Origin of the sequence: Brevundimonas sp. NIBR10 (assembly GCF_027912515.1) — a bacterium.
Taxonomy (GTDB): Bacteria; Pseudomonadota; Alphaproteobacteria; order Caulobacterales; family Caulobacteraceae; genus Brevundimonas.
The window spans coordinates 1,991,165-2,015,367 of the sequence record NZ_CP115464.1 but is presented as its reverse complement, the minus strand read 5'-3'; the positions used below and the strand labels follow the sequence as shown (position 1 = coordinate 2,015,367).

The window sequence follows — 24,203 nt, the reverse complement described above, 5'->3', positions numbered from 1 at the left end:
CGGAGCCAAAATCGTTGCTCGATTGATGGCTGGTCACACCGTCGTGGTCGAGGATTTGCTGGAGGACCCGCTCAGCGATGAGGCCGTAACGCGACAGACGGCCAACGACGTTGATACTCGTGCCATTCTGGTCGTGCCCTTCGTCCGCGATGGGCGGCTCCGGACTATTGTCTATTTGAATGACGCCCGTCCTCGGTCTTGGACGGCCGCCGAGATGGTTTTCATGCAGGACGTGGCAGAGCGGACCCGCCAGACGATCGAACGCGAGGCCGCCGAGCGGGCACTGCAAGAGCTGAACGTCACTCTGGAGGCGCGGGTCGAGCAACGGACGGCGGAGCTGGCCCGGACCGAGGAGCAGTTGCGCCAGGCTCAAAAAATGGAGGCCGTCGGACAACTCACGGGTGGTGTGGCCCACGACTTCAACAATTTGCTGACCATCATCGGTTCGTCAGCAAACTTCCTGCAGCGGCCGAACCTGCCGGAAGACCGCCGCCTGAAGTATCTCGACGCCATCGTCCAAACCGTCGAGCGCGCGACACGGCTAACCAGCCAGCTCCTTGCTTTCGCTCGCCGGCAACCGCTGAACCCAGAGCTGTTCGAGGTCCATGACCAGGTCGCAGTGATTATCGACCTTATCCGCCCCCTTGTGGGACCCAATGTCGAAATCCGGCCCCCGGGGGCCTACGAACGACCTCATTGCATCAGGGCGGATCGGGGGCAGTTCGAAACCGCGCTCGTAAATCTGGCCGTGAATGCCAGGGACGCAATGGAGGGCGCGGGCACGCTGATCTTCGCTGTCGCGATTGAAGACCGCTCAGGGAATGGCGAACCTAACGAACCGTATGTCGGCGTGTCGGTGACCGACACGGGCTGTGGCATACCGGAGGAAAATCTGCAGTCTATTTTCGAACCCTTTTACACGACCAAGGAGGTGGGAAAGGGGACAGGCCTTGGACTTAGTCAGGTCTTCGGGTTCGCCAAGCAATCGGGTGGCGAGGTTCGTGTCGCAAGCCGGGTCTCGGTTGGGACCACTTTTACGCTCCTCTTGCCCTTGGTCGATCGAACGAACGACGATGACCAGCCCATCGGCACACAGGAGCCAGCTGCCTTAGCCAAGGGGCTCAGGATTCTCGTTGTCGAAGACAACAGAGACGTGGGTGCGTTCGCCACAGAAATGCTCCACGATTTGGGCTGCACGACCGAGTGGTTTATCGACGCGCGTTCTGCTTTGGCCCGGCTAGCGCAAGGGGCAGATGATTTTGACGCTGTGTTCTCCGATATCGTTATGCCAGGAATGACTGGCCTTGAACTCGCGGCGCAGATCGGACGCGATCACCCGCACCTTCGTATCGTGCTGGCCAGCGGATACAGTTCTGCCCTAGCTGACAGCGAGACGCTAGAGCACGTAGTGATCAGGAAGCCCTACACTCTATGCGACTTGGCCAATGCGCTCGCACAGGCCCTGATTCCGAACTGACCAATGGATGAACCTGTCTCAAAACCTTGAGCTCATCGGCCGCAGTTGTCGCAGCCGTTCTCCGCTCGACAACATAACTCTCTGAAAGCGCCACGTAGGAGCCCGCACAATGGATTGGCCGGCCCTGGGGTGGGCTGGCGTTCGCGTTTGGGGAACCGCTCAGATCGCGCCTCGATGAACCATGTCGAGCCCGACACCGCCGCTACGCTCATACTCTCTACGAGCGCCGGCTGCTCACGCCGCCAGATCCGACAGAACGGCTGCGATAAAGTGTTGATCGTGCGTCACGTCTTTGCGGGCGGCATAAACCAGACGATCCTCGACCCATCGACGAGCTTCGTTGGCCGGCAAACGGTCGCGCAACGCAGCGGCACGAGCCGGTGCCAGGTCGAAAGCCGTTGCCTTAGGGCCTGAAGCGATACGGGTGACGCCAGCCTCGGCGGCCAGGGCCGACAGCCGGGTTGTTGACAGCAGGCCTGCCACAGGGTCCGGCAACGGCCCGAACCGATCGGCGATCTCATCCTCCAGCGCCTCGACCTCGCCCGCCGACGCGACCCTAGCCAGGCGGGCGTAGAGATTAATGCGCATGGTCGCGTCGGGGATGTACTCGACTGGTAAGCAGGCAGCGGCGTCGACGCGGGGGTGCGGCAGGGCCTCGACCGGCGTCTCGCCTCGCGCGAGCCGTACAGCGCGCTCCAGCACCTGTTGATACAGAGCCGCGCCGATCAGCTTCATATGTCCGGCCTGGTCATCGCCGGCCAGATCGCCGCCGCCCCTGAGATCGAGATCGCGTGCGCTGATTGCAAAGCCGGACCCGAGACGGTCGAACGCCTCGAGCGTTGCCAGTCGGGCTAGGGTCCCCTCCCCCACCGCGTCGTCAGGCTCGGTTAAAAGATAGGCGAAACCCTGGGCCCGACCCCGACCGACGCGGCCGCGTAGCTGATGCAACTGCGCGAGTCCGAACCGGTCTGGTCGCCAGACTACGATGGTGTTGGCGCGCGGCACGTCTAGGCCGCTCTCGATGATGTTGGTTGCCAAAAGGATGTCACCCTCGCCGTCCGCAAACCCCACCATGGCGGCGTCGACATCAGCGACCGGCATTCTACCATGGGCCGTGCGCACGCTGAGTTCCGGAACAAGCCGGGCCAGGCGTGCGGTCATTGGCTCCAGATCCTCGATCCGGGGACAGACCACGAAGCTCTGGCCGCCGCGACGCTTCTCCCGCAGCAGGGCCGTTCTCAGGGACGCGCCGTCAAACTCGGTGAGCGTCGTGCGGATCGGCCGCCGCCGCGCCGGCGGACTGGCGATCACGCTGACATCCAGTAGGCCAACCAATGCACTCTGGAGCGTGCGCGGGATCGGCGTGGCGGTCATCGTCAAACAGTGGGCAGCGCGCGCCCGCAGACTGTCTTTCAACTTTGTGCCGAAGCGCTGCTCCTCGTCGATCACGACAAGGCCCAGATCGGCGAAGGCGATCGTCTCGGCCGCCAAGGCCTGGGTGCCGACCACGATGCGGATCGAGCCGTCGGCCAGGCCGGCCTTGACGGCGGCGGCTTCGGCCGGTTCCACGAGACGGGACAAGTGGGCGACCTGAAGTTCGGTATCCCGGAAGCGCCGCCGGAAGGTCTCAAAATGCTGGCGGGCCAAGACGGTTGTCGGGGCCGTGACCAAGACCTGGCGTCCCGCGAGGGTCACGGCGGCGGCGGCGCGCAGGGCGACCTCGGTCTTGCCGAAGCCGACGTCACCACACACCAGCCGGTTCATGGCCCGGCCGCCGGAAAGGTCCTCCATCACCGCAGCGATCGCCGCCGCCTGATCGACCGATTCCGGAAAGGGGAAGCCGGCAGCAAACCGGGCGTAGGCCTGACGCGGCGGCGTCATGGGCTCCAGACGCTCTGCGTCTCGCTCTGCCGCTACCTCGACCAGGCGCGCGGCTGTGCGGTCGATCTGGCTGCTGACCTCGGCGCGACGCCGCAGCCAGCCATCGGACCCGAGCCGGTCCAGGGTCAAGGCGGCGGGTTCGGACCCATAGCGCCAGATGCGGCCGAACTCTTCGACCGGCGCTAGCACGGTGGCACCCCCGTAGTAGCCCAGCCGGATGACGTCGCGCTCGAAGCCGTCGATCTCGATCCGCTCGAGCGCTTGGAGAACACCAAGGCCATGGTCCTCGTGGATGACCACGTCGCCGGGCCTGAGCTCGGGCTCGCCAATGACGCTCTCGGCGGCGGCGGTCCCCTGCGCCACCCGGCCGCCGAGGACGTCGCTGGCGGTGATTAGGGTGATGCCCAACTGCGGCGCGTCGAAGCCGACGCCCAGGTCGGCCTCGAGTGCGAGGACTTCCTCCGACGCGGCTTCGGTCATGTCGTGCCACGACGAGGAGGCTGGCGGCAGGTCCACCCCCTGCCGCTTCAACAAGCGCTGGATCATTTTAAGCTCAGGCCCGAGTCCCGAAATCACGACCCGCCGACCCTGTTCACGCCGTTCCTCGATGGCGTTCTTCAGCGCTCGGCCGGGGCTTTTGCGCAGGGCGTAGACTTCGGCCGCGGCCGCTTCGGCACCGGTATCGACCAAGGTCGCACGTATAAGAGCCTTTTCGGCCTCCTCGGTCGCAAGGTAGAGGCTGGTCGGCGTGGGCAGTCCGGTGCTGTCGCCGAACGTGCGCGCCGTGACATAGGCCTCGCGAACCTGATCGAGGAACTGGATACATCGGTCGCCGGCACCCGCCTCGGCGAGGATGACGGCGTCGGCGCAGAGATCGAACAGCGTCTGCAGCGGTCCGTCGGTATGGCCGAGCCGGTGTTCGCAACCCGGCTCGCGCGTTTCGTCGTCGGCAAGGTAGCGCTCAGAAGCCCCTCTGAGCGTCAAGGTTTCGACGTCCGTGTCGGACCGTTGCGACAGCGGATCGAACCACCGCATGGTGTCGATCCGGTCGTCGACGAGCGTCACGCGCACGGGCCGGGCCGCCGATGCGGGAAAGACATCGACGACCTCGCCCAAGATGGCGATCTCACCCGGCTCGTCGATGCGGTCGTCCACGACATAACCGGTGCGACGGGCGAACGCCTCGAGCACCTCGCGATCGAGCCGGTCGCCCGCTGTCAGAACGAAGGCCGCGTCGCGCGCCGCAAGGGGCGGCAGGCGCTGCATCGCCGCCTCCGGCGAGACCACCAAGATCTGCACGCCAGCGCCGTCGCGTCCTAACCGGACAAGGACCTCGAGGCGGCGGCCCTGACAGTCCCGCGACGGCGAGGCGTGGTCGTAGAGCAGGCAGTCCCAGGGCGGCAGGACCATTACCTCGGCCTCGACGCCCGCCATGGCTGCCAGCGCCCGGCCGAGTTCATCGGCTCGGGTTTCGCTGGTAGAGATAACCACGGTAAGCCCGGCCGTCGCCCCTCTTGCCGCGACAACTGCGGCCGTCAGGGCTGGACCCGGCCGCCTCGAAGCCCCCCTATCGGTCGCCTTCACGGCGGGAGCATCGATCAGCGCGGTTTCGCCGATGATCGTGTCGTTGGGTGTCTTAACCATGCGTACTGCCTCCGTCCGAAACAAACACAGGTGGCGGATGGCGGCTCCCAGGCCGCGTGGATTCTCCGCAGTTTCGGCATTTGGCCGGCGGAGCCTGTCGCTGGGTCGAACGTTGCAATGGCGATGGCCAAGCTCGCTTTTCCCGCCGCGCTCTCGCACGCGGCCAAAGTCGCCGCGCAACGTTTTCAGAATCTGGTCCCGAGCATTTCGAACCCGAACGCAGTGTCGGGTGCCGCCGAATTTGCAGCGCGCCTCGGATACGGCGCGCGGGGGTTCGTCTAGCCTCGGTCGGAGGCCTTGCCCTACTTTCAGCTCTCGATTTGGGCGGGCGGCTGGTCGGCACGCAGGGCGTCGCGATCTGGCTGGCGCAACAGCCGTTCGGGCGGGTGTGGCTTATCGCGCTGGGCCTTGGTCTGTGGGCTTTCGTCGGCTGGCGCATCGTCCAGTCCGTGTTCGACGCTGACAGGGAGGGAACCTCCTCGCGCGCCCTTCTGACCCGCGCCGGCCAGGCCCTGAGCGGCCTGTTCTATAGCCTGTTGGCTGGCGGGGTGTTCGAGCTGCTCGACGAAGCCGGCTCTCACATTGCATCTGAGGATGTCGCTGAGAACCGAGAGAAGGCGGCTACCCTGCTCGCGCTTCCGTTCGGCGACCTGCTGCTGATGGCGGTCGCGGTGGTTATAGCGGGCGTGGGTGTTGGCAATATCCTGAAGGGTGTTCACAGCGACTTCGCTGACACCCTCGCCTGCTCTCCGAAATGGTATCACCGGCTATCGATCTTGGCCAGGGCGGGGTATGTGGCGCGCGGCTTCGCCTATTTGCCGCTGGCCGTACTTGTCGGCCTGGCGGGCTGGTACACGCGGGCAGCCGAGGTCACCGGCATGGCGGGCTCGTTCCAGGCGTTGCAAAATCAGCCAGGCGGGTCGATCCTCCTCACCGCATGTGCCGCGGGTCTGATCGCATTCGGCGGCTTCGCCTTCGTAGAGGCTCGGTTTCGACGAATCCGCGCGCCGCGCGCGCTCGGCTAGCTCAAGCGATCCGACCTCACGCGGCTTCCTTGCCATCAAGGGCTAAGCGGCGGCAATGTTCGAGGTACGCCGCCTTGTGCACTGACAGCAGGTCGACGACCGAGCGCCAAAGCCAGCCCGGCGCGTCTAGTGCGCCCGAGGTCGAGGCGATCTCGCGCGCCCAAACGACGCGTCCGACGGCTTCAGTTGACGGCTGTGCGCCCGGCCCAGCACGGCACCAAGATAGGCGGAAAGGGCGACGGCGCGGTCGGGCCGCAGGGTGGCCAACTGGACCTTGAGGTCCTGAGGTGCCCGTTCGCGTAAAACCACGGTCCGGCCCATCAGACGGGCGGCCACCATCCGCTCACCGAGTTGAGGCGATATCGCACGTGCCGCTACCAGAGCCTAAGTCGGGACTCATCGTTTCGACCGTCGCTGGGCCTCCCCTGTGCGATGGAAGGGCCGATGTCATCGACACCGAGACGCCTGCGGAAAATGAGTCCTGAAGAGCAGCTGTCGGAGGTCGAGAAACGCCCTGACGTCCGATGTGGACTTACGGGATATCTGGACTTCAGGACTTGATCCCCAAGCCTGGCCTTCATGCGGTCGAACCTGGGATGGCCAAGGCAGATTCAAGTGCTTGACGACGGCTGGGTCCTCAGCGGCAATCAGCACAAAAGTCCGGAAACGCGGTTCAGGACGATGCAGGACGTTTCAGCGAAATGCGCAGAAACTGCCCCAGTACTGCCCCAGTAGACCGAACTCGCTCCGTTTACGGAGCATATTTTCTCCCTAACATCAGGATAACTGGCTGATATTGAGAGGAAATTACGGTAGGCGGCGACGGGTTCGAACCGCCGACCCTCTCGGTGTAAACGAGATGCTCTGACCAGCTGAGCTAGCCGCCCTTACCGTCGGGAACCGGCCTTGTGCCCTGTGCGGGTCAGCCGTTCAAGACGCTTTTCAGTCCTTCGCCGACGCGGAACTTGGCCGTTCGGGAAGCCGGACGGGCGATGGCCTCGCCGGTGCGGGGGTTGCGGGCGACGCCGGCCTTCCGATCGACGGCGACGAAGGCCCCGAAGCCGGTCAGGCGGACGTCATGACCCTGGCGCAGCGAATCCGTGACGCCGTCGGTGAAGGCCTCAAGCGCCAGCTTGGCCTGATCGCGGCTGATGTCGGCGGCGGCGGCCATGGCCGCGATCAACTCGGTCTTGGTCATGCGAATGCCCTTGCTGTTCGGCGCCTCGGAGCACCGCACTGATCCCTGCCCCCGAGGAAACTAAAGGGCGCCTTTGGGCTCGCGTCAAAAGGGAAACGCGGCCCGGGAGGGCCCGGACCGCGCTTTTCGTACTTAATGCCCCGAAACGGGACAGCGTCAGTGGCTGACGACCGTGCCGTCCGGAGCGTTCGGAGCCGGGGCCGGGGTCAGGGGCTCGGCGACCTCGTCCCATTCGACGGGGGTCAGGGCTCCGACCAGGGCCCATTTCAATGCTTCGTCCGCCGTCGAGATCGGCACGATCTCCAGCGCGTTCTTCACATTGTCGGGCACGTCGGCCAGATCCTTCTCGTTCTCCTGAGGGATCAGCACCGTCTTGATGCCGGAGCGCAGGGCGGCAAGCAGTTTCTCTTTCAGGCCCCCAATGGCGGTGACGCGACCGCGCAGGGTGATCTCGCCGGTCATGGCGATGTCCTTGCGGATCGGCACGCCCGACAGGACGCTGACCATGGCCACCGTCATGGCGACGCCGGCGGACGGACCGTCCTTGGGCGTGGCGCCGTCCGGCACGTGGACGTGGATGTCGGTCTTTTCGAACACCGGCGGCTTGACGCCGAAGGTCAGCGACCGCGCCCGGACGTAGGAGGCGGCGGCCGAGATGGATTCCTTCATCACGTCCTTCAGGTTGCCGGTCACGGTCATGCGACCACGGCCCGGCATCTTGATGGCCTCGATGGTCAGAATCTCGCCGCCGAACTCGGTCCAGGCCAGGCCGGTGACGATGCCGACCTGATCTTCTTCGTCCGTCTCGCCGAAGCGGAACTTCTGAACGCCCGCGTATTTGGCCAGCTTCTCGGCATCGACCGTGATCGACAGGGTCTTTTCCTTGGACATCTCGCGCACGGCCTTGCGGGCCAGACCGCCCAAGGCGCGTTCCAGCGAACGGACACCGGCTTCACGGGTGTAGTAGCGGATTAGGTCGCGGATGGTGTCTTCCGGCACCACGAACTCGGCCGGGGTCAGGCCATTGTCCTTGGTCACCTTGGGCAGGACGTGACGCTTGGCGATCTCGACCTTCTCGTCCTCGGTGTAGCCACTGACCCGGATGATCTCCATCCGATCCATCAGGGGCTGGGGCATGTTCAGGCTGTTGGCCGTGGTCACGAACATGACGTTGGACAGGTCGTAGTCGACCTCCAGATAGTGGTCGCCGAACGCATTGTTCTGTGCCGGATCCAGCACCTCGAGCAGGGCCGAGGACGGGTCCCCACGCCAGTCGGCGCCCAGCTTGTCGATCTCGTCCAGCAGGATGAAGGCGTTGGTCGTCTTTACCTTCTTCATCGACTGGATGATCTTGCCGGGCATGGAGCCGATATAGGTCCGGCGGTGGCCCCGGATTTCGGCCTCGTCGCGCATGCCACCCAGGGACATGCGGACGTACTCACGGCCCGTCGCCTTGGCGATGGATTTGGCCAGGGACGTCTTGCCGACGCCGGGAGGTCCGACCAGGCACAGGATCGGACCTTTCAGCGAGTTGGTGCGAGCCTGCACGGCCAGATACTCGATGATCCGTTCCTTGACCTTCTCCAGACCGTAGTGATCCTCTTCCAGGATGGCCTCGGCGGCGTCTAGGTTGATGGCTTTCTGCTTGGCCTTGCCCCACGGGATCGACAGCAGCCAGTCGAGGTAGTTCCGCACCACCGTCGATTCGGCCGACATCGGGCTCATGTTGCGCAGCTTCTTGACCTCGGCCTCGGCCTTGGTGCGGGCCTCCTTGGACAGGCGCGTCTTGCGGATGCGCTTCTCCAGCTCCATGACCTCGTCACGCGCGTCGTCGGTCTCGCCCAGCTCGCGCTGGATCGCCTTCATCTGTTCGTTGAGGTAATATTCGCGCTGGGTCTTCTCCATCTGGCGCTTCACGCGCGAGCGGATCTTCTTCTCGACCTGCAGGACGGAAATCTCGCCCTCCATCAAGCCGTAGACCTTCTCCAGCCGCTTGGGCACGTCGATGGTTTCCAGCAGGCCCTGCTTGTCGGCGATCTTGACCGACAGGTGGGCGGCGACCGAGTCGGCCAGCTTGGACGGATCGGTGATCTGGGGGATCGAACTCAGGGCCTCGGGCGGCACCTTCTTGTTCAGCTTCACATAGTTCTCGAACTGCTCGACGACGGCGCGCAGCAGGGCCTCGGACTGGGCCGGCTCGCCCGGTTCGTCGGCGATGGCGACGGCCTCGGCCTCGAAATACTCCTCGCGGTCGGTGAAGCGGGTCAGGCGGGCGCGGCTCTTGCCCTCGACCAGCACCTTGACCGTGCCATCGGGCAGTTTCAGCAGTTGGAGGACGGTGGCCAGCACCCCGACCGGATAGATGGCGTCTGGCGTCGGATCGTCATCGACGGAGTTCTTCTGGGTCGCCAGCAGGATCTGCTTTTCGCCCTTCATGATCTCGTCCAGGGCGCGAACCGATTTCTCGCGTCCGACGAACAGGGGCACGACCATGTGCGGGAAAACCACGATGTCCCTCAGAGGCAACACGGGCAGGGTCTTGATGTCAGTCATTCTCGGTTACTCCCGGGCCATTGGAGATCTCCGGCCCGCCGCAGCGAAAGGCCCCGCGACATGCAGCGACCCCTCAGAAACGGCCCGTCCAGTGTGACGGCGTTCGGGTGAGTATGTGGTTGCATCGCACCAAGGTTCAAGCGTGACTGCGGATTGGTCCGTGGAAAGCATGATTTGGTGGTTGAGGGTGTGGTTCGTGATCGCGTGGGGAGGCGATTTTGGAGGCTTAGAGCGAGAGATGTCTGTGGACTGTGATTAGTGGTTGGTGATTTGTGATTGTCGCATCATCGACGGCAGGCCCATGGCGCGCGGCAGAGACCGCTGCCCGATAGGGCAATCACAAATCACCAACCACTAACCACCCGCCACACACGGCTCTACGCCCTCACGCGCCGATGCGCTGAAGTGATGGGGAAGTGGGCGGAGCCTGGGCGATCGCCCGGAACCGAAGGAATGCCCCGTGCTTTCGCCGTAGGGGCTGAAATGTTTTCGGCTTTCGCCTGAGGCTCCGCCGCGACCGGTTCGCTCGAGCGTTTCGGGGAGGGTTTCGTACAGCCTGCCGGGGGTCTTCAATCCCCTGCGCTTGTCGCCGTTTAGACCCGGTCGAAACGAAGCCCGAGGCGGGCGGGAGGATACAGGCCTCCCGGGCTCCACGGTTTCGCCGTGGACAGCCGCATCGTCGCCGGTTCGCTCTCCACAGGCTCCAGGTCATCGCCGGGCCAGGGTCCGTCACCGTTGAACGACACGGTATACCCGCTCGATCGCTCCCGCCGCGACGTCCGGGTCCTGGGCCCAGGACGCCTTCCCCTCCGCGACGGGACAGGGTGAAGCATAGCCGATGCGGGGACCTGGGCGCGAAGATCGCCGGTGCTCGGCGTCAGAAGCGGTCGTACCCTTGGTCCGGCAAGGGGTTGGGTCGGGCGAGATTCGCAAGTTGGAGGCCTTGGACAAGCCGTCTCCTCTGCTCATTCCGCCAGGACAGGAGTCTGGAGACGCCGTGAGGCTGTCCCTCTCCCATGGGGAGAGGGCTTGAGCGCACGGCGGCGCAGCCGTCGTTCTTGCGCGAAAGGGTGAGGGGTGAGTGGTTCAGTCGGCGCCAGCCGTGTCACCGTCCGTGCGACGGCTTCGCCGACAGACAGGCCCGACCCTCATCCGTCCGCTTCGCGGCCACCTTCTCCCAATGGGAGAAGGGAAGAAACGCCGCAGTCGCTGGCTTTAGCGACGGCCCAGGAATCAGGCCCTAACCGCACCCCGTGCCGCATCGACACCCAGCGCCTTGAGCGCGGCGGCGGCGATCTGGTCGGCGTTGAGGCCGGCGGTGGCGTACATGGCGGCGGGGTTGTCCTGGTCCTGGAAGACGTCAGGCAGGTGGAGGGTGCGGATCTTCAGCCCCGTATCCAGTGCGCCCTTCTCGGCCAGGAGTTGCAGCACAAAGGCCCCGAAGCCGCCCATGGCCCCCTCCTCCACCGTGATCAGGGCCTCATGCTCGCGGGCCAGGCGCAGGATCATCTCGGCATCCAGAGGCTTGGCGAAGCGGGCGTCGGCGACGGTGGCGGAGATGCCGTGGGCGGCCAGCAGGTCGGCGGCCTTCAGCGATTCCTGCAAGCGGGTGCCCAGCGACAGGATGGCGACGGCCGTGCCCTCGCGCACGATGCGGCCGCGACCGATCTCCAGCGGGGCCGAGAGTTCGGGAATCTCGACGCCGACACCGTCGCCGCGGGGATAGCGGAAGGCGCTGGGCCGGTCGTCGATCTCGCAGGCGGTCGCGATCATGGCGGCCAGGTCGGCCTCGTCTGCGGCGGCCATCAGGACCATGCCCGGCAGCGCGCCCATGTATCCGATGTCGAACGATCCCGCGTGGGTCGCGCCGTCGGCCCCGACCAGACCGGCCCGGTCCATGGCGAAACGGACCGGCAGTTTCTGGATCGCCACGTCGTGGACGACCTGATCGTAGCCGCGCTGAAGGAAGGTCGAATAGATGGCGCAGAAGGGCTTCATCCCGTCCGCGGCCAGGCCGGCGGCGAAGGTCACCGCATGCTGTTCGGCGATGCCGACGTCATAGGTGCGGTCGGGGAAGGCTTGGCCGAACAGGTCGAGGCCGGTGCCGCTGGGCATGGCGGCGGTGATGGCGACGATGGTCGGATCGCGCTCGGCCCGCTTGATCAGCTCAGTGCCGAACACCTTGGTGTAGCTGGGGGCGTTGGAGACCGATTTCGACTGCTTGCCCGAGACGACGTCGAACTTGACCACCGCATGCAGTTTGTCGGCGCTGCTCTCGGCCGGGGCGTAGCCCTTGCCCTTCTGGGTCACGACATGGACGACGACGGGCCGGTCGGTGATGGCGGCGGCGTTCCTGAGGATCGGGACCAGGTTGTCCATGTCGTGGCCGTCGATCGGCCCGATGTAGTAGAAGCCCAGTTCCTCGAAGAAGGTGCCGCCGGTGACCATGCCCCGGGCGTATTCCTCGGCCTTGCGGGCCGCCTCGCGGAACGGACGCGGCATGTGTTCGGCGACCTTCTTTCCGAACTGGCGGAAGTTCTGGTAGGCGCCGCCCGAGACCTGTTTGGCCAGATAGGCGCTCATCCCGCCGACCGGGGGCGCGATCGACATGTCGTTGTCGTTGAGGATGACGGTCAGCTGGCCGGTGGTCTCGGCGGCGTTGTTCATCGCCTCATAGGCCATGCCGGCCGACATGGAGCCGTCGCCGATGACCGCCACGACCTTGTTGGTCTCGCCCTTCTGATCGCGCGCGGCACAGAAGCCCAGGGCCGCGCTGATCGAGGTCGAGGCGTGGGCGGCGCCGAACGGGTCGTACTCGCTCTCGCTGCGCTTGGTGAAGCCCGACAGGCCGCCGGGCTGGCGCAGGGTGCGGATGCGGTCGCGGCGGCCGGTCAGGATCTTGTGCGGATAGCACTGATGGCCGACGTCCCAGATCAGGATGTCCCTGGGCGTTTCGAAGACGTGGTGGAGCGCCGTCGTCAGCTCGACGACGCCGAGCCCAGCCCCCAGATGTCCGCCCGTCACCGACACCGCATCGATCGTCTCGGCCCGCAGTTCGTCGGCCAGCTGACGCAGCTGGGCGATCGAGAAGTCGCGCATGTCGGCCGGGACGGTGACGGTATCGAGAAGCGGGGTTTCGGGCATGGACGGCGAGGACCTTGGGGAGCGGCTTTGCTTGAACTCGGAGGGCGGAGGAATGCTCCGCCTACGACCGCCGGTTTAGCACGAAGTCCACGCTGGCTTTCAGGTTTTCGGCGTCGTGGCCGAACACATCGAGGTGGCCACGGGCCTGATCGGCCAGGTGCGCGACGCGATGTCGCGCCTGATCGACGCCCAGCAGGGTGACGAAATTGGTCTTGCCCTGGGCCGCGTCCTTGCCGCCCGCCGCCTTGCCCAGGATGTCCTCGTCGCCCTCGACGTCCAGCAGGTCGTCGACGATCTGATAGGCCAGGCCGATGTCGTGGGCGAAATTGGTCAGGGCCTGGACATGGGCGTCACGGGCCTGGGCGATGATGAGGGGTATTTCAAAGGCGTAGGTGAACAGGGCGCCGGTCTTGAGCCGCTGCATCCGGGCGACGCCGCCGAGGTCGTCGCGGACGCCGAGCAGGTCGATCATCTGGCCACCGGCCATGCCGCGCGCGCCGCTGGCCAGGGACAGGCGGGCGGCGAGTTCGCAGCGGATCTCCGCGTCCTCATGGGTGTCGGGGTGCAGGATGATGTCGAAGGCGGCGGTCTGGAGCGCGTCACCGGCCAGGATGGCAGTCGCCTCGTCATAGGCGATATGCAGCGTCGGCCGGCCCCGGCGCATGTCATCGTTGTCCATGGCCGGAAGGTCGTCGTGGACCAGGGAATAGGCGTGGACGCATTCGAGGGCGCAGGCGGCGCGCAGCACGGGGCGTTCCTCGATGTCGAAAAGCCTTGCGGCCTCCATCGCGAAATAGGGACGCAGACGCTTGCCGGGCCCCAGCGCCGCATAGCGCATGGCCTCGGTCAGCCGCGATTCGGGGCCATCGGCGCGGGGCAGCAGTTGATCCAGGGCCACGGTGACCAGATCGGCGACCTCGGCCACCCGGTCGATCACCGACTGTTCGGGCGAGTTGGCGGCATGGGGCTTGAGCGAGCCGGTCAAAACAGCCTCCCGCCGATGACGGCGTCCCGATCGACGCCGGCCAGGACCACCTCTCCGTCCGCGTCGGGAAAGCCGAGAGTCAGCACCTCCGACATGAAGGGGCCGATCTGGCGCGGGGCGAAGTTGACGACGGCGGCGACCTTGCGGCCGGTCAACTGTTCGATCGTGTAGTGGCGGGTGATCTGGGCCGAGGATCGTTTGACGCCGATCGGATCGCCGAAGTCGATGGTCAGCTTGTAGGCGGGCTTGCGCGCCTCCGGGAAGGTCTCGGCCTTGATCACCTGGCCGATGCGGATGTCGACCTTCATGAAATCATCGAAGGCGATGCGGTCAGCGGCGGGGGATGAGGCGAGTGCGGCCATCAGCCGAACTCGGCGGGCTGGACGCCTTTGGCCTGGCCGTCGGCGCCGACGACGATCTTCTCGACCCGCAGCTGGGCCGCCTTGAGCCGGTCTTCGCACAGGGATTTCAGGCGGGCACCCTCTTCGTAGAGGGTGATCGATTCCTCCAGCGGGGCCTGGCCGGATTCAAGGCGCGAGACGATGCCTTCCAGACGCGCGAGCGCATCCTCGAAGCTGAGATCGGCGGGGGGAGAAGCGGCGTCGGTCATCGGGGCGACCCTAGAGGGCCGGGGGCGAGGCTTCAACGGCGGAAAGCGTCGCGCCGCATGATGTCATCCGCGCTTTTCGTAGCGCCGCTGGGACCAGTATCGGAACCCCTGGTTCTGGACGAGCGTCCACCCTTGCGCCTTCAGGCAGGCCCCGACCATGTGGTTGAAATAGCCGTGGGCGAAGACCAGCACGTCCGGGCCCTCGGCGGCGCGGTCGATCAGCAGGCGGGCGACGGATGCCGCGCGGACCTCGGCCTCGGCACGGGTTTCCTGGCCCTCGTGATGGTCGAAGAAATGCCACCAGAAACGCGACACCCCGCCCCACCATTTCGGCGGCAGCCTGATCCAGTCGGGGAAATGCGGCGGCGGCAGGGGAGCCTCGATGAACATGGGATCGACGATGAGGTCGCGGCCGGCGGCGGCGGCGGCGGCGCTTTCGCGGGCCCGCAGGCGGGTCGACGAATAGATGGCACCCGCCCGGCCGGCGGTCTCAAGCAGTTCCGGCGGCGGCGTCTGGCCGGGCAGAAGGCCACCGATCTCGTAACGGCCCCACCACTCGCCATACTGGCGCGCGGTCAGCCGACATTTGCGCGACAGCGCCGGCTCGCCGTGCCGGGTCAGGATGATCGCCCCCGGCCGGGGCGCGGGAGACAGGTCTGAAGAGGCGGCGGGCAGGGTCATAGCGCGAGGAGATGTGGCGACAGCGATGTCGTCTTCGGTCCTCAATCCTCCCCCAACGCGGTGACATGAGCGACCGCGGAGCGGCCGAGCCCTTCAAGGTCGTAACCGCCCTCGAGGGAGGACACAACCTTGCCGCCGCACCTTTGGCGCGCGACCTCGAGCACGGCGCGGGTCGCCCAGGCGAAGTCCTCGGCCTCCAGCGACTGATGCGCGAGGGGATCGCGGCGGTGGGCGTCGAATCCGGCCGAGATCAGGATCAGGTCGGGATGGAAGGCGTCCAACGCCGGCATCAGCGTCCCGGCAAAGGCCCCGCGCCAGTGCTCGCGCGCCGCATGGGGCACGACCGGCGCGTTGACGATGTTCCCGACCCCGGTCTCCGACGCCGCGCCGGTGCCGGGATAGAGTGGCGACTGGTGGATGGAGGCGAAGAACAGGCTGTCGTCGGCGTCGAAGGCGGCCTGGGTGCCGTTGCCGTGGTGGACGTCGAAATCGACCACGGCGACGCGGGCCAGGCCCAGCGACTGCGCCACGCGGGCGGCGATCGCGACGTTGGAAAACAGGCAGAAGCCCATCGACTGGTCCGGCTCCGCATGGTGGCCGGGCGGACGGACGGCGGCGAAGGCGCGGGCGGTCTGTCCCTCCGCGACGGCGCGGACGGCGTCGATCACGGCCCCGGCGGCGAGGCGCGCGGCGCGGACGCTGCCGGGCGACAGGATGGTGTCGGCATCGAGCTGGGCGAAGCCGCTGTCCGGGGAGGCGGCCAGAAGCCGGGCGACGTGGTCGGCGGGATGAACCCGCTCCAGATCGGCGACCGATGCCTCGGTCGCCGCGCGGCGATCGCGGTCGAGACCGACCGACGCCAGGGCGTCCAGCACGGCCTGCAGCCGCTCGGGTCGCTCGGGATGACCGAGCCCCGGTCGGTGGTCGAGCATGTCGGGATGGGTGAACAGGGTCGTCATTGCATAAGCACGATAGGGGCATCGACAGGGATTGTCGCGGATGACGACGTGCGGCCTTTGGGTGTAATCGCCCGGCCATGACCTCGACCACCGACACCATCCTGATCCGCGCCGCCCGACCCGAGGACGCCGAAGCCCTCGGGGCCCTGGGCCGCCAGACCTTCATCGACACCTTCGTCTCGGCGGAGGGTTTCGCCATCCCCTACCCCGCCGACGACCTGGCCACCTTCCTGGACGCCAGCTTCAGCCCGGAGGGCACAGCCAGGAAGCTGTCCGAACCCGGCGCGGCCTGGTGGGTCGCCGAGCGAAACGGCGACTTGCTGGCCTTCGCCAACGCCGGGCCCAACACCCTGCCCCACCCCGAGGCGTCGCCCGCCAACATGGAACTGCGCCGGCTGTATGTCGGCAAGTCTGCGCAGGGGCTGGGCCTGGGCACCAAGCTTCTGACGGCATCGCTGGACTGGATGGAGGCCAATACCGACGGCCCCCTGTGGATCGGCGTCTGGAGCGGCAACCTGAAAGCGCAGAAGCTCTATGCCGCCTATGGGTTCGAGAAGGCCGGGGAATATCAGTATCCCGTCGGGGCCTGGATGGACGACGAGTTCATCCTGCGGCGGGGATAGACGAACCCGCGCAACCGTGGCTTGATCGACCAAGGATCGAGGACGCCATGTTTGCCACTATCGCACTCTTCGCGGCGCTACTGCTGCCAATCTCGCAGTCGGCGCCCGTCAAGCCCGCCACGCCCGCAGAGATCGCTGCGGCCCGCGTCATCGCAGACAGGCTGATTTCCGAAGCAGGCGCGCGGGGGGTGTTCGAGAACGCAACCGAGGACGGCACGCCAACGGTTCTGCACCCCGCCAGCGGATTGACTTGCGGTTTCTCCGGTGACCGACACGACTACATCCGAATTTTCCCGGCCAGCTTGGGCGGGGTTGAACGCGGCGACGACGTGGCCTGCGGAATGTGGATGCTGGGCTCCGAACACACCATCTATGCGACCAGGTATCCTGATCGTCATTCCGCTCGGGAAGACCTCGACGCTGCAATCGCTGCATTCCGGCAAAGGCTGCCGAACGCGCGGCCACATACTGGTGACGTCGCTCTCGTCAGTCGCGAAGGTGGGCCGGACATCCTACTGGCTGCCTATGACGTTGAGATCGAGGACCAGCCGAAACTGAGCCTGATCCTTGTTTCAAAGGTTGGAGACTGGAGTTTCAAACACCGGGCTACTGGACCGATCGCCGATGAGACCTTGGCCTTGATGGCGGGAATGTCGTTCATCCTCAGCTTGCCGGGCGGGCGGTCACCGACAAAACCATGAGGCAGATTTTCGATTCCCGTTGGCTCGGCCTATGATCTTCCCATGACCCGCGACGAACTGCTGATACGCTTGCGCGAACTGAAGCCTTGGCTGGAAGAGCAGGGTATCGTCAACGTGCGCCTTTTCGGTAGCTACGCACGTGACGAGGCCGGACCGGACAGCGATGTGGATCTGCTGGTGGATCTGTCCAAGCCATTAGGCTGGAGATTTTACAGCTTGGCGGAAGACCTGACGGCAATGTTGGGAAGGGACGTTGATCTGTTGACGACGGATGGCCTTCGCAACGCTCACATTCGCGCGACGGCCTTGAGAGACTGCGTTGCGGTCTGATCGATCAGACACAGCTCTGTTGGCCGAAATCAACGACTCCATCTCGTTGATCTCCCGCTACATTGAGGGGCTATCGGAAGCGACCTTTGAGAGCGATCCCTTGCGGCGAGATGCGACGGCGTTTCGGCTGCTGATGATCGGAGAGGCGGCGAACCAGATGTCGGCGGGTTTGAAGGCGCGGCTGCCTGACCTCGACTGGAAGGGTATGATCAGCCTGCGCAATCGACTTGCTCACGACTATGGGTCTGCGAACTTTTCGGTCCTTTGGGTCATAGCGGCCTATGAAGTTCCCAAGCTCGCCGCAGCATTGAAGACCCTCTGATGCTCCTCCCCTTCTTCACCGCCCTGCGTCAGGCCAAGGTGCCTGTGTCGACCAAGGAATGGCTTCATCTGATGGAGGCCATGGACAAGGATGTGGCCGGCGGCCGGGTCGAGGACTTCTATCATCTGTCGCGGGCGGTGCTGGTCAAGGACGAGAAGCATTACGACCGTTTCGATCAGGTGTTCGGGACGGTGTTCAAGGGGATCGAAAGCGTCGGGATCGGCGACGACCTGACCACCGCCATCCCCGAAGACTGGCTGAAGCTGCTCACCGACAAGTTCCTGACCGACGAGGAGAAGGCCGAGATCGAGGCCATGGGGGGCTTCGACAAGCTGATGGAGACGCTGAAACAGCGTCTGGAGGAGCAGAAGGAACGCCACGAGGGTGGGTCCAAATGGATCGGCACCGGCGGCACCTCGCCCTTTGGCCACGGCGGCTACAACCCCGAAGGCGTGCGCATCGGCGGGCCGGGCAAACAGGGCCGGGCGGTCAAGGTCTGGGAAAAGCGCGAGTACCGGAACCTGGACGACACGGTCGAACTGGGCACCCGCAACATCAAGGTGGCCCTGCGTCGGCTGCGCCGGTTCGCCCGGACCGGGGCGGCCGAAGAACTGGACATGGACGGCACGATCGACGGCACGGCGCGTCAGGGCTGGCTCGACATCCATATGCGGCCCGAACGGCGCAACACGATCAAGGTTCTGCTGTTCCTCGACGTCGGCGGGTCGATGGATGGCCATATCAAGCTCTGCGAGGAGCTGTTTTCCGCCGCGAAGACCGAGTTCAAGAACCTGGAATTCTACTACTTCCACAACTGCCTCTACGAAGGCGTGTGGAAGGATAACCGGCGGCGTCACGCCGAGAAGATTCCGACCTGGGACCTGCTGAACCGCTACAACGGCGACTGGCGCGCGATCTTCGTCGGGGACGCGACGATGAGCCCCTACGAGGTCACCATGCCCGGAGGGTCGGTCGAGCACTGGAACGAGGAGGCCGGTGCCGTCTGGCTGAGACGCGCGCGGTTGCAGTGGGACAAGTCGGTGTGGCTGAACCCGGTCGCCGAGCGGTACTGGAGCTACACCGCCTCGGTGAAACTGATCGGCGAGGTCATGGACGAACGGATGTTCCCCCTGACGCTGGACGGGCTGGACCGGGCGATGCGGACCCTGACACGCTGAGGGACGTCAGGTCGCGTCAGGGCCGGTCGGGGCGCACACTGCTATGACGACCGGGCTGGGAGGCGACCGCCATGCTGATGTTCCTCATCCTGATACTGGTTCAGTCCGCCGACGGGATCGTCCAGACGGCGCCCGGTGTGGTCGAGCCGGTCGCGGCGACCGACCCGTGCCGCTTTGGGCGGGGTCGGATCAGCAGCCCCAACTGTCCGCCGGGGCCGCCGCGCGTCTTCGTATCCGAGGCCTCGCCAACTGCACCGGCTGCAGAGCCTGAGGAGAACGCTGACCCCTGGGCCATCGTCCGTGACGCCCGGTTCGAGAGCACGACCACCAACCAATCGCCGCCTGAAACGGCCGCGCAACCCGCCGGGCGCTTCGACTGGTCGGCGAGGACACGGGGCACCGAGGGCTATGCCGCCGCCGACTACAATGCGGACGGGACTTCGCGGACGTCGCCGACTCCGGCGTCCGACAACACCTTGCCTCAAACAGCCTTCACCAATCCGGACAAATGGATCGGGGAGCAGTGTGCCGGCCAGATCGAGACGGCGGAGGCCGATTGCCGGCGCCGTGCCCGCAACCGCCTGGCCATCGCCCGCGCCGAGGCGGCGGCAGGACCGCCGGCTGGCTCCGAACCCCGCCCCGTGGCCAGGGCACGGTCCTGGACCTCCGATGCGGCGACCGGCCCCTGTCGCCAGGTCTCGACCCGGACCCCCGCGGACGCCTTCGGCACGACGACATCGAGCACCTCGACGGTCTGCAGCACCGGCAACGCAGACGCCTTGCTCGACAGCACGGAGGCGAGGCTGCGCGAGCTGAGGGCCACGCCCGCGACGGACTGTGGTCGCCCCTTGAGCGGAGAGGACACGACGGCGTGGATGGCGCGGTGCGATCGCCCTCGCTGAACGGAGGCTCCGCACCGAGATCGTGATTTCCGGGCACCATCGTTCCGTGGCAGGGTCAACGGGTCGTTCGGGAGTTCGCCATGCTCATCGCCGCCCTCGCCGCCCTGCTGCTGCAACAGTCTGCGGGAACCATAGCCTGGGACACGCCGGTCACACCCGACCCCGAGGCACCGGCGCAGGCGGCACAGCCTGTATCCACCGTGCCCGACTGGGCCAAAGCCGACCCCTATGGCTGGGAGCGATCGCAGTGCAGTCCGATGATCCGCAAGGACGCCACCATGGAGGCGTGCCAGGTACGGGTGCGGACGGACCTCGCCGCGGCGCTGGGCGATCGCCTGCCCGGCGGTCTGGCCCCCGACGGCATCGAAGGCTGCCGGCAGGTGTCGGACGGCAAGGGCGGTTACGAAACCACCTGCGCCCCCGTTCAACGGACTCTGGCGGCCACCGCAGCACCCGTCGCGGAGATCTGCGAGGAACGGCCGACGCGGACCGCGAGCGGCGTCGTGGCCTTTGGCCGGGAATGCCGACCGGCGACGGGTGCGACGACGACAGAGGGTCTGTCGTTCCGGTTGGGCGGCGACTGAGGCCGATACGACAACGCCGCCCCCGATCGGGAGCGGCGTCGCATGCGATAATGAGGCGGTCTAGTTGCGCTTGTCGGCGTCGCGCAGGGTGTCCTTGATGCCGCCGACGGCGTTCTGGGTCTTGCCCTCGACCTGATCCATCTTGCCCTCGGCCTTCAGCTTCTCGTCGCCGGTCAGCTTACCGACGCCTTCCTTAATCTGGCCACCGATGTTCTTGGCGGCGCCTTCGATACGGTCATGATCGGGCATGAATATCTCCTGGTTCACGGTGTCGCCGGAGTGGCGGCGTCTCGTGCAGGATCAACGGGTTAGGCCCGGGAACGTTCCTCCGGCAGAGCTTGGGGCCCGTCGCTACAGATCGAAGGCCAGGCGCGCGCGGACGCCCCGGTGCTCCGGATCGATCTCGACCGCCGAACGCAGGCCCGACGCCATGGCACCAATGATCTTGCCGCCCAGACCAGTACCCTTGGGCTTGCCGTCACCCATGCCGGGGCCGTCGTCCTCGACGGTCAGCAAGGCCCTGCCCTCGCCGCCCGACTTCAGGATGACGCGGATTTCGCCGCCCTGACCCGGGCCATAGGCGTATTTCACGGCGTTGGTGACCAGTTCGGTGACCACGACCCCGAGCGACACCGCCTGGTCGGTCGAGACCCGCATGGGCTCGGCCTCCAGCGACAGGGTCGGCGAGCCCTCGTCGGGGCCGAGGGACTTGGAGAGTTCGTCGATCAGTCCGGCCAGATATTCGTCCATGGCCACGGTCGACATGTCACCCGAGGTGTAGAGACGGCGATGGACGTGGGCCACGGCCTCGATCCGCGCCTGGGCCTCCTTGACCGCACTGCGGGCCCCCTCGTCGGCGAGGTGGCGCAGTTGCAATGACATGAAGGTCGAGACCAGTTGCAGCGAGTTGCCGACCCGGTGATTGACCTCGCGCAGCATGGCCTCGGCGCGGTCGCGCGCCAGCCGGACCTCTTCCTGGGCCTCGTCGTTCTCGCGCTGCAGGCGGCGGCGCAACAGGGCGTCCTCGAGCGCGGACCGCAACAGGGAGGTGAAGTCCTCGGACACATCCTTGATGACATAGTCGGCGGCACCGGCGCGGAGGGCGGCAACCGCGATCCGGCCTTCCTGGGCTCCCGTCACATAGACGACGGGCGGCGGCTCGGGCATGGCCATGATGTCAGGCAGCACATCCAGGCCGTCGCGGCCCGGCATGTAGTGATCCAGAGCGCAGACGTCGAAATCGCCCTGCTCCAGTTTTTCCAGGCCCGCGTCGCCGTCGGGGGCACAGGTCACCTCATAGCCGTGACGGCCGAGTTCCTTCTGGACCAGACGGGACAGGCCGGCGTCGTCATCGATGTAGAGCAGCCTGACAGCCGGTTTGGTATCCGTCATTCGATCTCGGGCGCCTGCATGACAGACAGGAACAGGCCCAACTGTCGGATCGCCCCCGCGAAGCTCTCATAATCGACCGGCTTGGTGATGTAGACGTTGCAGCCCAGGTCGTAGCAGCGCTGGATCTCGGTCTTGTCGTCGGTGGTCGTCAGGACGACGACAGGCGCGCGACGCAGGCGTTCGTCCTTCTTGACCTCGGCCAGGATGTCGGTGCCCTGCATGTCGGGCAGGTTCAGATCCAGCAGGATCAGCATCGGGCCGTTCAGCCGGACCTCTTCCGAAAACAGATAGTCGAGCGCGGCCTGGCCGTGGTCGAAATGCATGATTTCGTTGTTGATGTTGGCGCGCCGGATGTTCTTTTCGATCAGCTTGGCATGGCCATGGTCGTCCTCGACCATCACGATCTTGACGGGGGCAGTCACAGGGCGTCTCCGGAATCCACTAGGATCAGGCGTTTGGGGAATTTCAGGCGGAAAGTCGAGCCCTCGCCCAGAACGGACTCGACGTCGATCGAGCCGCCCAGTCGCCGAACGCTGTTTCGCACGAAGGCCAGACCCAGACCCTCGCCCGGCCGGTCCTGGCGGCCCGCGCGGCGGAACAGTTCGAAGATGCGTTCGTGATCCCTGTCCGAGATGCCGCGCCCGTTATCGGCCACCGTGTACTCGACCCAGCCTCCGGGGCGGTCCTGTCCCGAGACCACGATCCGGCCGGGGCGTTTCGGGTCCAGGTATTTGACGGCGTTGTCGATCAGATTGCCGACGATCTGTTCGACCGACAGCCGGTCGCTCTCGAGGGTCGGCATGGGCTCGACGATCACTTCCGCGTCGGCGGCCTCGGTCTGGTGACGGACGGCGTCGGCGGCCTTCTGGGCCATGGCCGCCATGTCGATCGTCTCCGGGACCAGGTTGCGCCGGCCCTCGCGCGACAGCTTCAGGATGGCGTTGATGAGCCGGTCCATCTTCTCGGTCGAGGCGCGGATGAAGCCCACCGCCTCGGGGATGTCGTCGCGCACGGCCGTCAGGGCGTCGCGTTCGACAAGGTCGGGGGCCAGGGTCTCGACCTTGGTCATCTGGGCGTCGATGGTCTTGCCGGCCTGCTCAAGCTCGGCCGTGTAGCCCATGACGTTGACCAGGGGCGAACGCAGGTCGTGGCTGACGATATAGGCGAACCGCTGGACCTCTTCGTTGGCCCGGATCAGGGCCCCGGTGCGTTCGCGAACCTTGGCTTCCAGCCCCGCGTTCACCGCATCGACCGCCGCACGGGCGGAGGCCATGTCCTGGAGATAACGCCGCACCAGCAGAAAGATGATGCCGCCCAGGGTCAGGATCAGAAAGCCGGCGATGGCATTGACGATGATGGTGGTCAGGGCCGCCTGTCGCGAACGTTCGCGTCGATCCTCAAGCGTCGCGTTGACCCAGGCGTCGACCCGCACCATCTCGGCGTCCAGGTCGTCCATCATGCGCTTGCCGTCGCCGGTGCGCACCCGGCTGACCGCCTGACCGATCTGCCCCTGGCGGGCCATGGCCAGGGTGGCGGACATCTCGTCGAACTTGTCGGCGCTGAGGCGCGTAAGCGACTCGGCCGAGGCGACCCCCACCGGATCGGTGCCCATCTGTTCGCGGAAGGCATCGAGCAGCGCGGGATTGCGGACCCGGGCCCTTTCGTAGGCGGCGGCAAAGCCGGGCTGGCCGGTCAGCAGAAAGCCGCGCTGGGCGGTCTCCGCCCCCTGGATGTTGAGAATCAGGTTTCGGGCCGACCGGCGGACCTGCCAGGTCGTATCGACCTCCGCGTTCAGGCCGGCGGTCCGCTGGATCATCAGGAAGGTGCTGCCGTTCACGACGAGCAGCAGCAGAAGCGCGCCGGCCAGAAGCGCCACCACCGAGCGAGCCAGCGACGGCACGCGCAGGAAACGGATCAGGCTCGACACCCCTGCCGGTGTCGTCGTCTTCGCAGGCGAGGACGGCCCCTCGGAGGAGAAGTCGCTGGCGGTGTCTGAGGTCATGACGCAAGGTTA

At 66.1% G+C, this 24,203-nt stretch carries 23 protein-coding genes and 1 tRNA gene; 10 read left to right on the top strand and 14 right to left on the bottom strand.

Annotated features, from left to right (window positions below):
• Positions 1–25 precede the first annotated feature (25 nt).
• Positions 26–1,477: an ATP-binding protein gene (locus tag O5K39_RS09950; protein WP_271143474.1), complete on the top strand. Its 1,452-nt coding sequence runs from the start codon at positions 26–28 to the stop codon at positions 1,475–1,477.
• Positions 1,478–1,711: 234 nt separating this feature from the next.
• Here O5K39_RS09950 and O5K39_RS09945 read toward each other — a convergent pair whose 3' ends face one another.
• A complete protein-coding gene (locus O5K39_RS09945) occupies positions 1,712–5,002 on the bottom strand; it encodes a DEAD/DEAH box helicase (RefSeq protein WP_271143473.1) in 3,291 nt (1,096 codons plus the stop codon).
• A gap of 117 nt (positions 5,003–5,119) precedes the next feature.
• Here O5K39_RS09945 and O5K39_RS09940 point away from each other — a divergent pair, with 117 nt between their 5' ends.
• Complete coding sequence (locus tag O5K39_RS09940) at positions 5,120–5,284, top strand: hypothetical protein (RefSeq protein ID WP_271143472.1); 165 nt, start codon at positions 5,120–5,122, stop codon at positions 5,282–5,284.
• A 38-nt stretch (positions 5,285–5,322) separates the two neighbouring features.
• Positions 5,323–6,027: a DUF1206 domain-containing protein gene (locus tag O5K39_RS09935; RefSeq protein ID WP_271143471.1), complete on the top strand. Its 705-nt coding sequence runs from the start codon at positions 5,323–5,325 to the stop codon at positions 6,025–6,027.
• Positions 6,028–6,840: 813 nt separating this feature from the next.
• Here O5K39_RS09935 and O5K39_RS09930 read toward each other — a convergent pair.
• The 9 genes from O5K39_RS09930 to O5K39_RS09890 all read right to left on the bottom strand — a co-directional run bounded on the left by O5K39_RS09930 (position 6,841) and on the right by O5K39_RS09890 (position 16,157).
• Positions 6,841–6,914: transfer RNA gene (locus tag O5K39_RS09930), tRNA-Val, on the bottom strand.
• 35 nt (positions 6,915–6,949) lie between these two features.
• Positions 6,950–7,225: an HU family DNA-binding protein gene (locus tag O5K39_RS09925; RefSeq protein WP_271143470.1), complete on the bottom strand. Its 276-nt coding sequence runs from the start codon at positions 7,223–7,225 to the stop codon at positions 6,950–6,952.
• Positions 7,226–7,381: 156 nt separating this feature from the next.
• Positions 7,382–9,778 (bottom strand): endopeptidase La, encoded by a 2,397-nt coding sequence (gene lon / locus O5K39_RS09920; protein ID WP_271143469.1) that lies wholly within the window; start codon positions 9,776–9,778, stop codon positions 7,382–7,384.
• Positions 9,779–11,011: 1,233 nt separating this feature from the next.
• Positions 11,012–12,922 carry a 1-deoxy-D-xylulose-5-phosphate synthase gene (gene dxs, locus O5K39_RS09915; RefSeq protein ID WP_271147103.1) on the bottom strand — a complete coding sequence of 637 codons (1,911 nt, stop codon included), beginning with the start codon at positions 12,920–12,922 and terminating at the stop codon, positions 11,012–11,014.
• A gap of 61 nt (positions 12,923–12,983) precedes the next feature.
• Positions 12,984–13,907: a polyprenyl synthetase family protein gene (locus O5K39_RS09910; RefSeq protein ID WP_271147102.1), complete on the bottom strand. Its 924-nt coding sequence runs from the start codon at positions 13,905–13,907 to the stop codon at positions 12,984–12,986.
• Complete coding sequence (locus O5K39_RS09905) at positions 13,904–14,269, bottom strand: tRNA-binding protein (RefSeq protein WP_271147101.1); 366 nt, start codon at positions 14,267–14,269, stop codon at positions 13,904–13,906. The genes O5K39_RS09910 and O5K39_RS09905 overlap by 4 nt, the downstream gene beginning before the upstream one ends.
• Complete coding sequence (locus O5K39_RS09900) at positions 14,269–14,517, bottom strand: exodeoxyribonuclease VII small subunit (RefSeq protein ID WP_271147100.1); 249 nt, start codon at positions 14,515–14,517, stop codon at positions 14,269–14,271. Before O5K39_RS09900 ends, O5K39_RS09905 begins: the two co-directional genes overlap by 1 nt.
• A 63-nt stretch (positions 14,518–14,580) precedes the next feature.
• Positions 14,581–15,198, bottom strand: coding sequence for a histidine phosphatase family protein (locus O5K39_RS09895; RefSeq protein WP_271147099.1), 618 nt, complete (start codon positions 15,196–15,198; stop codon positions 14,581–14,583).
• 41 nt (positions 15,199–15,239) lie between these two features.
• Positions 15,240–16,157: a histone deacetylase family protein gene (locus O5K39_RS09890; RefSeq protein ID WP_271147098.1), complete on the bottom strand. Its 918-nt coding sequence runs from the start codon at positions 16,155–16,157 to the stop codon at positions 15,240–15,242.
• A gap of 77 nt (positions 16,158–16,234) precedes the next feature.
• Here O5K39_RS09890 and O5K39_RS09885 point away from each other — a divergent pair, with 77 nt between their 5' ends.
• From O5K39_RS09885 to O5K39_RS09855, 7 genes are all read left to right on the top strand, one after another.
• Entirely contained in the window at positions 16,235–16,780 is a 546-nt protein-coding gene (locus O5K39_RS09885; protein WP_271147097.1) for a GNAT family N-acetyltransferase, read from the top strand.
• Between the two features lie 47 nt (positions 16,781–16,827).
• Positions 16,828–17,481 carry a hypothetical protein gene (locus tag O5K39_RS09880; RefSeq protein ID WP_271147096.1) on the top strand — a complete coding sequence of 218 codons (654 nt, stop codon included), beginning with the start codon at positions 16,828–16,830 and terminating at the stop codon, positions 17,479–17,481.
• A 42-nt stretch (positions 17,482–17,523) separates the two neighbouring features.
• Positions 17,524–17,811 carry a nucleotidyltransferase family protein gene (locus O5K39_RS09875; protein WP_271147095.1) on the top strand — a complete coding sequence of 96 codons (288 nt, stop codon included), beginning with the start codon at positions 17,524–17,526 and terminating at the stop codon, positions 17,809–17,811.
• 19 nt (positions 17,812–17,830) lie between these two features.
• Complete coding sequence (locus tag O5K39_RS09870; RefSeq protein ID WP_271147094.1) at positions 17,831–18,133, top strand: HepT-like ribonuclease domain-containing protein; 303 nt, start codon at positions 17,831–17,833, stop codon at positions 18,131–18,133.
• Positions 18,133–19,311, top strand: a complete 1,179-nt coding sequence (locus O5K39_RS09865; protein ID WP_271147093.1) for a VWA domain-containing protein — start codon at positions 18,133–18,135, stop codon at positions 19,309–19,311. Before O5K39_RS09870 ends, O5K39_RS09865 begins: the two co-directional genes overlap by 1 nt.
• 71 nt (positions 19,312–19,382) lie before the next feature.
• On the top strand, positions 19,383–20,213 hold the full coding sequence (locus O5K39_RS09860; protein WP_271147092.1) for a hypothetical protein: 831 nt from the start codon (positions 19,383–19,385) through the stop codon (positions 20,211–20,213).
• An 80-nt stretch (positions 20,214–20,293) separates the two neighbouring features.
• On the top strand, positions 20,294–20,797 hold the full coding sequence (locus tag O5K39_RS09855; protein WP_271147091.1) for a hypothetical protein: 504 nt from the start codon (positions 20,294–20,296) through the stop codon (positions 20,795–20,797).
• Positions 20,798–20,857: 60 nt separating this feature from the next.
• On the opposite strand, the gene O5K39_RS09850 is transcribed toward O5K39_RS09855, so the two are convergent.
• The 4 genes from O5K39_RS09850 to O5K39_RS09835 all read right to left on the bottom strand — a co-directional run bounded on the left by O5K39_RS09850 (position 20,858) and on the right by O5K39_RS09835 (position 24,191).
• Positions 20,858–21,046, bottom strand: a complete 189-nt coding sequence (locus tag O5K39_RS09850; RefSeq protein WP_271147090.1) for a CsbD family protein — start codon at positions 21,044–21,046, stop codon at positions 20,858–20,860.
• 102 nt (positions 21,047–21,148) lie between these two features.
• The gene (locus tag O5K39_RS09845; RefSeq protein ID WP_271147089.1) at positions 21,149–22,189 is read right to left on the bottom strand and encodes a histidine kinase dimerization/phosphoacceptor domain -containing protein; all 1,041 of its coding nucleotides are present in this window, start codon (positions 22,187–22,189) and stop codon (positions 21,149–21,151) included.
• Entirely contained in the window at positions 22,186–22,611 is a 426-nt protein-coding gene (locus tag O5K39_RS09840; RefSeq protein ID WP_271147088.1) for a response regulator, read from the bottom strand. The genes O5K39_RS09845 and O5K39_RS09840 overlap by 4 nt, the downstream gene beginning before the upstream one ends.
• Entirely contained in the window at positions 22,608–24,191 is a 1,584-nt protein-coding gene (locus O5K39_RS09835; protein ID WP_271147087.1) for an ATP-binding protein, read from the bottom strand. Before O5K39_RS09835 ends, O5K39_RS09840 begins: the two co-directional genes overlap by 4 nt.
• Positions 24,192–24,203 lie beyond the last annotated feature (12 nt).